The sequence below is a fragment of the Tistlia sp. genome, from assembly GCF_040905785.1.
In the GTDB taxonomy this organism is placed as follows: domain Bacteria; phylum Pseudomonadota; class Alphaproteobacteria; order Kiloniellales; family DSM-21159; genus Tistlia.
In genome coordinates this window covers 114462-126507 of record NZ_JBBDQW010000025.1, presented here as the reverse complement: position 1 = coordinate 126507, position 12046 = coordinate 114462, and the positions used below count along the sequence as shown (strand labels likewise).

Below are 12046 nucleotides of genomic sequence, written 5' to 3'. Positions count from 1 at the left end.
GGGCCCCACGGACGGCCCGGGCGCTGCTGACGCCCGGGCCGTCGCTTTTTCGGACCGGCCGCCTGCGGAGGCGGTCGCGCACCAAAGACCCCGCAACCGAACGGCACAGCCCCCAATGTTCGCCTTCATCGTCCAGCGTCTGTTCCAGGCCGTGCTGGTCATGCTCGTGGTCGGCATCATCAGCTTCGCGCTGTTCCGCTTCACCGGCGATCCCGTCAACAACATGCTGGGGCCCGAGGCCACCATCGAGCAGCGCGCCGCGCTGCGCGAGCGGCTCGGCCTCAACGACACGGTGCCTGTGCAGTTCGTCAAATTCCTGGGCAACGCGGTCCAGGGCGAATTCGGCCTGTCCTACCGCATGGGCAAGCCGGTCGAGGAGCTGATCGCGACGACCCTGCCCGCGACCATCGAGCTGGTCCTGATCTCTGCGCTGATGGCGCTGCTGCTCGGCGTGCCGATGGGCGTCTACACCGGCCTGAAGCGGCACGCCGCGCTCAGCCGGGTGTTCCTGAGCGTGTCGCTGATCGGAATCTCCCTGCCGACCTTCGTGATCGGCATCCTGATGATCCTCATCTTCGGCGTCTGGCTCGGCTGGCTGCCGACCTTCGGGCGCCAGGGCACGATCGATCTCGGGTTCTGGGAGACCGGCCTGCTGACCCTGCAGGGCTGGAGCCACCTGATCATGCCGGCCTTCACGCTGGCGCTGTTCCAGCTGACCCTGATCATGCGCCTGGTCCGCGCCGAGATGCTCGAGGTGCAGCGCACCGACTACATCAAGTTCGCCAAGGCGCGCGGCCTGCGCAACCGGGCGATCAACTACGGCCATGCGCTCAAGAACACCCTGGTGCCGGTGATCACCATCATGGGCCTGCAGGTCGGCTCGCTGCTGGCCTTCTCGATCATCACCGAGACCGTCTTCGCCTGGCCCGGCATGGGCCGGCTCTTTCTTCAGGCGATCCAGTTCGTCGATATCCCGGTGATGTCCTGCTACCTCATGCTGATGGCCTTCTTCTTCGTGATGATCAACCTGACCGTCGACCTGCTCTACTACGCCGTCGACCCACGCCTGCGCGCCGAGACCCTCGGCGGCGCGGCCCATTGAGCGAAAGGGGCCGACCGATGGCGCTCAACCCTCAGGAGGTCCGCGTCTCGCCCGGCATGGGCGGGCGGATTCTCGACGGCGGCCGCCGCTTCCTCGAGGGCGACGTCTTCCACTCCTTCAGGCGCTCGCCGCTGACGATGTTCGCGGCCTTCATCACCCTGGTGCTGTTCCTGGTCGCCCTGCTGGCGCCCTGGATCGCGCCCTTCAACACGCTGAACCTCTCGTCGATCAACCTGATGGACGCGCGCTTTCCGCCGATGGGCTCGACCTTCGACGACAACGGCTTCATCGTCGAGCCCGACCCGCGCTTCCCGCTGGGCACCGACGAGCAGGGCCGCGACCTGCTCTCGGCGATCATGTTCGGCCTCCGGATCTCGCTCCAGGTCGGCTTCGCCTCGGTGGTCCTGGCCGCCGTCTTCGGGACCCTGCTCGGGCTGGTCAGCGGCTACGTCGGCGGCAAGCTCGACTCGGTCATCATGCGCGTCGCCGACATCCAGCTGACCTTCCCGGCGATCCTGATCGCGCTGCTGATCGACGGGGTCAGCCGCGGCTTCATGAACGCCGAGACCCACCAGGCCTTCAAGCTGCCGATCCTGGTCCTGGCGATCGCCGCCTCGCAATGGGTCAACTTCGCCCGCACGGTGCGCGGCTCGACGCTGGTCGAGAAGGGCAAGGAGTATGTCCAGGCGGCGCGGGTCATCGGCATCCACCCGATCCTGATCATGCTGCGCCACGTGCTGCCGAACGTGACCGGCCCGGTGCTGGTGATCGCGACCCTGACCCTGGCGATCGCCATCCTGACCGAGGCGACGCTGTCGTTCCTCGGTGTCGGCGTGCCGGCGACCCAGCCCTCGCTGGGGACGCTGATCCGGCTCGGCCAGGGCGTGCTGTTCTCGGGCATGTGGTGGCTGACGATCTTTCCGAGCCTGGTGCTGGTCGTCCTGGTGCTGGCCGTCAACCTGTTGGGCGACTGGCTGCGCGACGCCCTGAACCCGAGGCTGCGATGACCCGGATCGCGGAACGCACCCAGGGCGGCGCGGCGGACCTCGAGTCCGCCGCCAAGCCGGCCCTGCTCGAGGTCGAGAACCTGCGCGTCGAGTTCCCGACGCGCCGCGGCACCCTGGTCGCGGTCGACGACATTTCCTTCCACATCAACGAGGGCGAGGTGCTCGGCGTCGTTGGCGAATCGGGCGCCGGCAAGTCGATGACCGGCACCGCGGTGATCGGCCTGCTGGAGCCGCCGGGGCGCATCGCCGGCGGTGAGGTGCGGCTCAACGGGCGGCGGATCGACAACCTGCCCTACGAGCAGCTGCGCCGGATCCGCGGGCGCGAGATCGGCATGGTCTTCCAGGACCCGCTGACCAGCCTCAACCCGCTCTACACCGTCGGCCAGCAGCTGACCGAGACGATCCAGACCCACACCGACATGAACGACGGCCAGGCGCGCCGGCGGGCGATCGAGCTGCTGACCGAGGTCGGCATCCCGGCGCCGGACCGGCGCATCGACCAGTATCCGCACCAGTTCTCCGGCGGCATGCGCCAGCGCGTCGTGATCGCGCTCGCGCTCTGCGTCAACCCGCGCCTGGTCATCGCCGACGAGCCGACGACGGCGCTCGACGTCTCGATCCAGGCGCAGATCATCAAGCTCTTGAAGAAGCTGTGCCACGATCACGGCGCGGCGGTCATGCTGATCACCCACGACATGGGGGTGATCGCCGAGACCGCCGACCGGGTCGCGGTGATGTACTCGGGCCGCATCGTCGAGGTCGGCCCGGTGCGCGAGGTCATCCGCAATGCCAAGCACCCCTACACCCACGGCCTGATGGGCTCGATCCCGATCGTCGGCCACGATCTCGAGCGCCTGACCCAGATCGACGGCTCGATGCCGCGCCTGACCGAGATCCCGAAGGGCTGCCCCTTCAACCCGCGCTGCCCGAAGGTCTTCGACCGCTGCCGCGAGGAGCGCCCCGAGCTGATCCCGGTCGAGCAGTCGCGGGTCGCCTGCTGGCTCTACGACGAGCAGGGTCTCGTCCCGGCCGGCGGCCGGGAAGGCGGCGACAATGTCTGACCTCGCGGAAAGCAGGACCGGCCCCGCCGGCACCGAGGCTCTCGAGCCGGGCGTCCGCCCGCTGGTCGAGGTCACCGGCCTGACCAAGCATTTCGACGTCTCGCCGCCCTGGCTGACCCGCGCCGTGCGCGGCGAAGGCCGGACCAAGGTGCGCGCCGTCGACGGCGTCTCCTTCAAGATCCCGGCCGGGCGCACCTTCAGCCTGGTCGGCGAGTCCGGCTGCGGCAAGTCGACCGTGGCGCGCCTGGTCGTCGGGCTCTACAGCCCGACCCAGGGCGAGGTCGTCTTCGACGGCATCAGCATGGCCAACCTGAAGAGCCGCCGGCAGATGGCGCCGGTGCGCCGGCGCCTGCAGATGATCTTCCAGGATCCCTTCGCCAGCCTGAACCCGCGCTGGCGGGTCGCCGACATCGTCGCCGAGCCGATCCGCGCCCACGGCCTGCTCGACGACCGCCAGGCCGTGCAGCGGCGCGTCGGCGAGCTGCTCGAGCAGGTCCGCCTGTCGGCGCGCGACGGCGAGAAGTTTCCCCACGAGTTCTCGGGCGGCCAGCGGCAGCGCATCTCCATCGCCCGCGCCCTGGCCTCCAATCCCGAGTTCCTGGTCTGCGACGAGCCGACCTCGGCGCTCGACGTCTCGGTCCAGGCCCAGATCCTCAACCTGATGAAGGACCTGCAGCGCGAGCTCGGCCTGACCTACCTGTTCATCAGCCACGACCTGGCGGTCGTCTATCACATCTCAGATTACGTCGGAGTCATGTACCTCGGCCGGCTGGTCGAGTGGGGCTCGGCCAGCGACATCTTCCGCCGGCCGCAGCATCCCTATACCCGCATGCTGCTCGACGCGATTCCCGACCTGGAGATGAGCGGCCGCCAGCGCATCCCGGTCGCCGGCGAGGTGCCGAGTCCGATCCATCCGCCCAGCGGCTGCCATTTCCACCCGCGCTGCCCCTTCGCCAACGAGCGCTGCAGGCTCGAGGAGCCGCCGACGATCCCGAGCCCTGCCGGCGACGGCGAGGTGCGCTGCCACGCCGTCGAGGAGCGCCGCCTGACCGAGGAGGTCGTGCAGCAGGCGCTCGGACGCGAATAAGAGCCGGGCTGCAGCCCGGTAGAGTCTTGACGCACGTCAATGCCGCCGGCCCGCCGCGGGTCCTTGATGGCGACACCAAGAATGCCGGTCCACGGAAGGAAAGCAGCGATGGCCTATAAGACGATCCTGGTGCATCTCGACGACAGCAAGGCCTGCGGCAAGCGCACGCAGGCGGCGCTGGATCTGGCGGCGCGCCAGGACGCCCATCTGGTCGGCCTCTACGTCGCGCACGAGTTCTCCGCCCCGGCCTATCTCGCGGCGCAGCTGCCCTCCGACCTGGTCGAGCGCCAGGCGGCGCAGTCGCGGGAGGCGGCGGACAAGGCCCTGGCCGCCTTCGACGCCGCCGCCCGCAAGGCCGGGGTGCGCGCCGAGCCGCGCAGCACCCGGGCCTACGCCGACGAGGTCGAGGGGGTGCTCGGCCTGCACGGCCGCTACGCCGACCTGGTGGTGCTGGGCCAGCACGATCCCGACGACGGCCGCTCGATGGGCGAGAGCGCGGTCGAGCACGCCGTGCTGGCGATCGGCCGGCCGCTGCTGCTCGTCCCCTACATCGGCGCCGCCGCCGGCTTCGGCCGGCGCCCGCTGCTGCTCTGGGACGCCAGCCGCGAGGCGGCCAGCGCGGTCGACGATGCGCTGCCGCTGCTGCAGGCCGCCGAGCGGGTCGACGTGCTCTCGGTCAATCCACGCGGCGGCATCCGCGGCCATGGCGAGGAGCCGGGCGCCGACATCGCGACCGTCCTGGCGCGCCATGGCGTCAAGGCCGAGGCGCGCCACATCGTCAGCAAGGAGCTGTCGATCGCCGACACGATCCTGTCCTCGGCCAGCGATCTGGGCAGCGACCTGCTGGTGATGGGCGCCTACGGCCACAGCCGACTGCGCGAGCTGGTGCTGGGCGGCGTCACCCGTTCGGTGCTGCAGCACCTGGCGATGCCGGCGCTGATGAGCCACTGACGCGCGGATTGGCGCTGCCTTACCGCCGGTCCGTGCGCGGATCGAGGGCGTCCTGCAGGCCGTCGCCGAGGAAGTTGGCGGCGATTACCGTCACGAAGATCGCCAGGCCGGGCCAGATCGCCAGCATCGGCGCGCTCCAGAGCGTCTCCTGGGCGCCGGTCAGCATGTTGCCCCAGCTCGGCAACGGCGGCTGGATGCCGAAGCCCAGGAAGGACAGCACCGACTCGATCAGGATGACGTTGCCGACCGACAGCGTGGTGGCGACGATCACCGGCGACAGCGCGTTCGGCAGGATGTGGCGCCACAGAATCCGCGCAGGCCCGGCGCCCAGGGCCTCGGCGGCGCGCACGTACTCGCGGGCCTTCAGGCTCAGCACCGTGCCGCGCACCAGGCGCGCCGTCGTCGTCCAGCCGACCAGGGCGACCAGAAGCACGATGCGCCAGAGATCGGCCTGGCCCGAGCCGGCGAGCTCGGCCGGCACGCCGAGCTTGGTCAGGTCGACCGCCGCCAGCACGATCAGCAGCGGCAGCAGCGGCAGCGCGATGACGCTGTCGGCGAGGCGCATCAGCAGGGCGTCGACCCGGCGCCCCAGGTAGCCGGCGACCAGGCCGACTCCCGTGCCGATGCTCGCCGCCACCAGGGCCGCCGCCAGCCCGACGCCGAGCGAGACGCGGCCGCCGTGGAGCAGGCGCAGCAGCAGGTCGCGGCCGAGCTCGTCGGTGCCGAGCGGGTGCGCCGCCGAGGGCGGTGCCGCGCGCGCCAGCAGGTCGATCTGCTCGGCGGTGACGCCGAGCGCCTGCTCGACCAGCGGCACCGCGGCGCTGGCCGCCGCGAGCAGCAGCAGCACCAGCAGCGAGACGACGGCGAGCGGATGCCGCCGGAAGCGCCGCAGGAAGGCCTGCGAGGGGCTGCCGCCGGGGGCGCTGGCGAGCCGCGCCTCGGCCGCCAGCAGCGGGCGGTTCGCGCTCATCGGTAGCTCACCCTAGGATCGAGCCAGGCGTAGGCGAGGTCGGCGAGCAGGTTGGCCAGCAGCACCGTCGCCGTCGCTAGCAGCAGGCCGACCAGGGCGAGGTTGTAGTCGTTGCCCAGGATCGCGTCGTAGATCGTCTTGCCCATGCCGAGCCAGCCGAAGATCGTCTCGGTGACCAGCGCCCCCGAGAAGAGGGTGCCGAAGTCGAGCGCGAGGATCGTGACGTAGGGAATGAGGGCGTTACGCAGGGCGTGGCGCCAGACCACCTGGCTCTCGCTCAGGCCCTTGGCGCGCGCCGTGCGGATGTAGTCGGCGCGCAGCGCCTCGATCAGCGAGGCGCGCAGGTAGCGCAGGTGGCCGCCGACGCTGGCCAGGGTCAGGGCCAGGACCGGCAGCGCCAGATGGCGCGCGGTGGAGGCGAGGCCGCCCTCGCCCATGCCGCCGGCGGGCAGCCAGCCCAGCGTCACCGCGAACAGCACGATCAGCAGGATGGCCAGCCAGAAGGGCGGCATCGAGATGCCGGCGAAGGCGGCGAGGTTGATGGCACCGTCGGCCGGGCCGCCGGGCCGGCGCGCCGCCAGCATGGCCGCGGGCAGCGCGATCAGGGCCGCCGCCGCGAAGGCGAGGCCCATCAGCAGCAGGGTGTTGGCGAGGCGCGGCAGCAGGATCGCCTCGACCGGCCGCGCGAACAGCCTGGAGTAGCCGAGGTCGCCGCCCAGGATCGCGGTCAGCCAGTTCCAGTAGCGCTCGAGGAGCGGCCGGTCGAGGCCGTAGAGCGCCTTGAGGCGGGCGACGTCCTGTTGGGTCAGGTTCGGGTCCGAGGTGATCATCAGGTCGATGGGGTCGCCCGGCATCAGGCCGATCAGCCCGTAGACCACGAAGGACATGACGAACAGGACGAGAAGCGACTCGAGGAGGCGGCGCAGCAGGAAGGCGGTCATTGCCGCAGGCTCCCGTCCGGCGCAGCTCGCGCTTCGCGGTTCGACAGGCTCACCGTGAAGCGCGACCGCGACGCCTGCGCAGTCCCCTCCCTCGCTTCATGGTGAGCCTGTTGAACCATGCAAGCGCCGCGGCCCCGCCCAGAGCGGTGCGGCGCGCCCTCAGCCATCGCCGCGTCGCCACTCCTCGACCCAGAGCGTCGTCGTGCCCTGGTGGCCGGTCGGCCGGACCCCCTCCAGCCAGGTCGGCAGGACAAAAGGATCGGCGCGCCAGAACAGCGGCAGGGCCGGCAGGGTCTCGGCGTAGAGCTGCTGGATCTCGGCCCAGAGGGCGCGCCGCCTGTCGCGGTCGAGCTCGAGCTCGACGGCGTCGAGCAGGCGGTCCATCTCGGGATTGCAGTAGCCCATGACGTTCTGTCCGCCCCAGCTGTTCCCGGCGCTCGGGATCTGATCGCAGTGCAGCGTCGTGCGCGGCACGTTCTCGGGCGACGACAACCAGGCGAACATCGCCAGGGCGGGAAAGCGGCGCTGGCTTACGGTCTGGCCGAAGAAGACCCGCGCCGGCTCGTTCTTGATGGCGATGTCGATGCCAAGCGCCTTCCACTGCGCCTGCAGCACCTGCTGGACCAGCTCGCGGCTGCGGTTGCCCGCGGTCGACATCAGGCTGAGCCGCAGGGGCTCGCCGGCGGCGTTGCGCCGCAGGCCGCCGGCGCCCCTCGTCCAGCCCGCCTCCTCGAGCAGCCGGGCCGCCTCTTCGGGATCGTAGGCATACCGGCGCACGCTCTCCTCGTGGATCCAGTCGAGCGGGCTGACCGAGCTGTCGGCGACCGGCTGCTTGCCGTGGAACAGCTGCGCGTCGATCGTCTGCCGGTCGGCGCCGAGCAGCAGCGCCTGGCGGACGCGCAGGTCGGCGAGGGCCGGGTTGTCGAGATTGGGCGCGATGTGCTCGTAGACCAGCCCCGGCTTGTAGATCACCCGGAAGCCCTCGCCGTGGCGCTCCTCGAAGGCGATCGCCTGGTCGAGCGACAGGCCGATCCCCCCGGCGATCATGTCGATCGAGCCGGACAGCAGGTTGGCCTCCAGCGACGCCGTGTTCTCAATGGTCTTGAGCAGGATGCGGTCGAAGAAGGGCTCCTTGCCCCACCAGGTCGGGTTGCGCTCGAGCAGGATCTCGGCGCCCGGCGTCAGGGAGACGATCCGGTAGGGCCCGAAGGCCAGGCCGGGGTTGGCCGGGTCGCTGTCGAAGGCGGTGCGGAAGCGGTACTGCGCCGGGTCGGCCTCGAAGATCGGCCGCTCGATGTGCGCCGGCAGCAGGCGGAAGTCCGCAGCGCTCATGTAGCTGTAGGTGACCCGGTCGAGGTGGAAGGTGAAGCGCTTCTCGTCGTGGACCTCCAGCGACAGGATGCGCCGGTAGGCCTCGAAGTTCGAGACGCCGGACTGCGGGTGCCGGCCGACCTCGTAGGTGAAGCGGACGTCCTCGGTCGTCACCGGGGTGCCGTCGCCCCAGGTCGCCTCCGGCTGCAGCGCGTAGGTGACGGCGATGCCGGGCTTGCCCTCGGACGTCGTCTCCAGCACGGCGGTGCCGGCCTCGAGGTCCGGCAGCTCGACGCAGAGCATGCAGACCGGCTGCCAGTCGTGGTCGAAGTGGGTGAGCGGCCGCTGCGTCATCGCCAGCACGTAGGTCTTGGCCAGCATCGACTCGATGTTGGGGTTGAGCGTCGCCGGATACTGGGTCATGCCGATGGTCAGGGTGCCTTCGGCGCGCGCCGCGCCGGCGCCCAGGGACAGCGAGGCCAGCAGCCCCAAGGTCAACAGCAGCGATCGCATGGTCTCTCCTTCGCCCGGTTCGAAGGGGAGCTTAGCAGGTCGCGGGGCCGGCATCGAAACCGGCTCGCCCCGCGTCACGCGGCCAGCTTGCCGCTCTCCTTGCGCCTGGCCACGTAGGCCTCCAGCGCCTCGCGGCGACCCTCGTCGAGCGGCGGCGGCTCGTACTCGGCGAGCAGGCGCTTCCAGATGGCGTTGGCGCGCTGGGTCGCGGTCTTCGAGCCGGCCTCCTGCCAGGCCTCGAAATTGCGCCAGTCCGAGAGCAGCGGCGCGTAGAAGGCGGTCTCGTAGCGGTCCAGGGTGTGCTGGGTACCGAAGAAGTGGCCGCCGGGGCCGACGTCGGCCATCGCCGCGAAGCCCAGGCTATCCTCGTCGACGACGATCGGCTTCATGAACTCGGTCATGTTCTGCAGCAGCTCGGCGTCGAGCACGACCTTCTCGTAGGAGGCGACCAGGCCGCCCTCCAGCCAGCCGGCGCCGTGGTGCAGCATGTTGGCGCCGCCCATCAGGGCGCCCCACAGCGACATCATCGATTCGTAGGCGGCCTGGGCGTCAACCGAGGTCGAGGCGTTGGCGTTCGACGAGCGGTAGGGCAGGCCGAAGCGGCGCGCCAGCTGCCCGGCTGCCATCGAGGCCTTGGCGTACTCCGGCGTGCCGAAGGCCGGCGCGCCGGACCTGAGGTCGACGTTCGAGGTGAAGCCGCCATAGACCACCGGCGTGCCGGGACGGACCAGCTGGGTCAGGACGATGCCGGCCAGCGCCTCGGCGTGCTGCTGGGCGAGCGCCGCGGCCAGGGTTACCGGGGTCATAGCGCCCATCAGGCAGAAGGGCGTCACCACCGGCGGCTGGCCGTGCTCGGCGAGCGCGATCAGGCCCTCGGACAGCGGGCCGTCGATGCGGCGCGGCGAGTTGACGTTGATGACGCTGAAGATCGAGGGCCGCCCGACCAGCGCCTCGCGGGTCTCGCCGCGCGCCAGGGCGACCATCTCCAGGGCGTCCTCGACGCGGTCGCGGCCGACCGCCGTCGCATAGAAGGACTTGTCGGTCAGGGTCAGGATCGACTGGTAGCAGTCCAGGTGGCGGCTCTCGGGCGGCAGGTCCATCGGCGCCACCGACTGGTTGGTGACGTACTGCACGATGTTGAGCGACTGCCCGAGGCGCAGCAGGTTGCGGTAGTCCTCGAAGTTGCCGTCGCGCCGGCCGCGGTCGAGGTCGGTGACGAAGGGCGGCCCGTTGACCAGGCCGAAGATCGCGGCGTCGCCGCCGATCTCGAGCGCGCGTGCGTCGTTGCGCGGCGTCATGGTGAAGCGCGCGGGCACCCGGGCGAGGCTCTCCTCGACCAGGCCGCGGTCGAAGCGCACCAGGCCGCCGGGCCGCTCGACCTCGGCACCGCCGGCGGCGAGCAGGTCGAGCGCCTGGCCGCTCATGAACTCGACGCCGAGTTCCTCGAGGATACGCAGCGCGGCCTGGTGGATCGCCTCGACCTGATCGTCGGACAGCACCTCGACCGGTTTGTAGGGGTTGCGGACCTGCTGCCAGGGCAACTGGTTCAACCGGGCGGCTTGGGGGGGGGCGGGGCGGGGGGGGGGGGGGCCGCCCTCTCGACGGGACATGCCGTCTCCTCCCTGTCGGCCGTCGCGTGGCGGCCGTTCTCCTGTCGGCCGTTCTCGTCGCGGCCGGGATCCAGCTTAGACCAAGGAGGGGCGGAGACAAGGACGCGGCTGCTTCGGGGCAACGCTGCCGTGCGACTGGCCCGGTCGGCCGGTCACCTCGAGGCGGCCGCCGTCCCGTGCGGCGCCATCTGCGGCGGCGCCCCGGGGCCCTCGAGCGGCATGCGGAAGGTGAAGCGCGTTTCCGCCGCGTCGGAGGCGACGCCGAGCGTGCCGCCGTGTGCCTGCGCGATCTCCGAGGCGATGTAGAGACCCAGCCCCAGGCCACGGTTCGCAGGTCCCGAGGCGGGGCGCGAGAAGGGCTGGAACAGCCGGCCGCGCGCATCCTCCGGGATCGGCGCTCCGGCGTTGGCGACCGAGAGCTCGAAAGCCTGCCCGTCGGCGCCGGCCCGCACGCGCACCGGCGCCTCCGGGTCGCCGTGGGTCAGGGCGTTGGACAGCAGGTTGGACAGGAGCTGCGCGAGCCGCGCGCGCTCGCAGGTGACCGGCCGGTCCAGCGCGATCTCGGCCTCGATGGCGCGCTCCGGCCAGGCGCTGCGCAGCTCCTCGACGACCTGCCCGAGCGCCTCGCCCAGGTTCCTGTCGGGCTCCGGCGTCAGCCGGATGCCGTCGCCGAGCCGGACGCGCGCGAAATCCAGGACGTCGCCGATCAGGTCGGTCATGCGGAGGACGCTTCTGGACATCAGCTCGACGATCTCGGCCCCCTTGGCGTCGAGCGGCCTGCGCTGCAGCAGCTTGATGCCGGCGTCGATCGACGACAGGGGACTGCGCAGATCGTGGCCGAGCACCGCGACGAACTGCTCGCGCCGCTCCGCCGTGCGCTCCGCCTCGGCGAGCGCCGCCGCCTTGGCGTCAAGGCGCTCCTGAAGGTCGAGATGGAAGCCGATGAGCTCGGCGCTCAGCGTGAACAGCCCGATGGTCTCCGGCCGGTCGAGGCTCGCCGGGCGCGGATCGATCGCGCAGAGCGTCCCGAAGAAGTCGCCGTTCGGGCGGCGGATCGGCACCGAGATGTAGCTCTGGAAGCCGTAGGTCTTCGGCGTCGCATGCCCGCAGTACCGATCGTCCTCGGCGACGTTGTCGATGACGATGAGCTGGCCGGCCTTGCGGATCTCGCTGCAGAGCGTCGTCTCGAGATCGAGCTCGCCGCCCGGCTCCAGGCCGAACTCGATCTCGTCGCGCACCGCACAGGCGATCCAGCGCTCCTCGGTGACCCGCGCGATCGCCGAGAAGCGCATGCCGGTCATCCGGCAGACCACCTCCAGGACGGTAGGCACGATGTCGATCCGGGCCACGGCGGCCACGTCGTTCGCGAAGCTGTCGGGCACCGAAACTCCCAGGGCGGAATGCGGCTCGTTGGCCGAACCGGACGTCTGCAGCGATCTAGGTAGTGCGTCCAGGCGGGCTTATCAATTCGGCGAGCCCCCGCCGACGGCCGC

Annotated in this window: 10 protein-coding genes; 5 read left to right on the top strand and 5 right to left on the bottom strand. The window is 70.9% G+C overall.

Annotated elements, in window-relative coordinates; all coding sequences use genetic code 11:
* Positions 1 to 115: 115 nt before the first annotated feature.
* The 5 genes from WD341_RS06665 to WD341_RS06645 all read left to right on the top strand — a co-directional run bounded on the left by WD341_RS06665 (position 116) and on the right by WD341_RS06645 (position 5208).
* Complete coding sequence (locus WD341_RS06665; protein WP_368424655.1) at positions 116 to 1102, top strand: ABC transporter permease; 987 nt, start codon at positions 116 to 118, stop codon at positions 1100 to 1102.
* Positions 1103 to 1119: 17 nt separating this feature from the next.
* The gene (locus WD341_RS06660) at positions 1120 to 2109 is read left to right on the top strand and encodes an ABC transporter permease (protein WP_368424654.1); all 990 of its coding nucleotides are present in this window, start codon (positions 1120 to 1122) and stop codon (positions 2107 to 2109) included.
* Positions 2106 to 3170, top strand: coding sequence for an ABC transporter ATP-binding protein (locus tag WD341_RS06655; RefSeq protein WP_368424653.1), 1065 nt, complete (start codon positions 2106 to 2108; stop codon positions 3168 to 3170). Before WD341_RS06660 ends, WD341_RS06655 begins: the two co-directional genes overlap by 4 nt.
* Positions 3163 to 4257, top strand: a complete 1095-nt coding sequence (locus WD341_RS06650) for an ABC transporter ATP-binding protein (RefSeq protein ID WP_368424652.1) — start codon at positions 3163 to 3165, stop codon at positions 4255 to 4257. The genes WD341_RS06655 and WD341_RS06650 overlap by 8 nt, the downstream gene beginning before the upstream one ends.
* A 108-nt stretch (positions 4258 to 4365) precedes the next feature.
* Positions 4366 to 5208, top strand: coding sequence for a universal stress protein (locus WD341_RS06645; RefSeq protein ID WP_368424651.1), 843 nt, complete (start codon positions 4366 to 4368; stop codon positions 5206 to 5208).
* Positions 5209 to 5227: 19 nt separating this feature from the next.
* On the opposite strand, the gene WD341_RS06640 is transcribed toward WD341_RS06645, so the two are convergent.
* From WD341_RS06640 to WD341_RS06620, 5 genes are all read right to left on the bottom strand, one after another.
* The gene (locus tag WD341_RS06640) at positions 5228 to 6178 is read right to left on the bottom strand and encodes an ABC transporter permease (protein ID WP_368424650.1); all 951 of its coding nucleotides are present in this window, start codon (positions 6176 to 6178) and stop codon (positions 5228 to 5230) included.
* Entirely contained in the window at positions 6175 to 7119 is a 945-nt protein-coding gene (locus tag WD341_RS06635; RefSeq protein ID WP_368424649.1) for an ABC transporter permease, read from the bottom strand. Before WD341_RS06635 ends, WD341_RS06640 begins: the two co-directional genes overlap by 4 nt.
* Before the next feature lie 159 nt (positions 7120 to 7278).
* Entirely contained in the window at positions 7279 to 8943 is a 1665-nt protein-coding gene (locus WD341_RS06630; protein ID WP_368424648.1) for a peptide ABC transporter substrate-binding protein, read from the bottom strand.
* A 74-nt stretch (positions 8944 to 9017) separates the two neighbouring features.
* Positions 9018 to 10493, bottom strand: coding sequence for a trimethylamine methyltransferase family protein (locus WD341_RS06625; RefSeq protein ID WP_368424647.1), 1476 nt, complete (start codon positions 10491 to 10493; stop codon positions 9018 to 9020).
* 212 nt (positions 10494 to 10705) lie between these two features.
* Complete coding sequence (locus WD341_RS06620; RefSeq protein ID WP_368424646.1) at positions 10706 to 11935, bottom strand: ATP-binding protein; 1230 nt, start codon at positions 11933 to 11935, stop codon at positions 10706 to 10708.
* Between the last annotated feature and the right edge of the window lie 111 nt (positions 11936 to 12046).

What these genes read in the sequence shown, in the direction of transcription:
- WD341_RS06665 (WP_368424655.1), top strand. Translation starts at nt 116, where the DNA reads ATGTTCGCCTTCATCGTCCAGCGTCTGTTCCAGGCCGTGCTGGTCATG.
- WD341_RS06660 (WP_368424654.1), top strand. Translation starts at nt 1,120, where the DNA reads ATGGCGCTCAACCCTCAGGAGGTCCGCGTCTCGCCCGGCATGGGCGGG.
- WD341_RS06655 (WP_368424653.1), top strand. Translation starts at nt 2,106, where the DNA reads ATGACCCGGATCGCGGAACGCACCCAGGGCGGCGCGGCGGACCTCGAG.
- WD341_RS06650 (WP_368424652.1), top strand. Translation starts at nt 3,163, where the DNA reads ATGTCTGACCTCGCGGAAAGCAGGACCGGCCCCGCCGGCACCGAGGCT.
- WD341_RS06645 (WP_368424651.1), top strand. Translation starts at nt 4,366, where the DNA reads ATGGCCTATAAGACGATCCTGGTGCATCTCGACGACAGCAAGGCCTGC.
- WD341_RS06640 (WP_368424650.1), bottom strand. Translation starts at nt 6,178, where the DNA reads ATGAGCGCGAACCGCCCGCTGCTGGCGGCCGAGGCGCGGCTCGCCAGC.
- WD341_RS06635 (WP_368424649.1), bottom strand. Translation starts at nt 7,119, where the DNA reads ATGACCGCCTTCCTGCTGCGCCGCCTCCTCGAGTCGCTTCTCGTCCTG.
- WD341_RS06630 (WP_368424648.1), bottom strand. Translation starts at nt 8,943, where the DNA reads ATGCGATCGCTGCTGTTGACCTTGGGGCTGCTGGCCTCGCTGTCCCTG.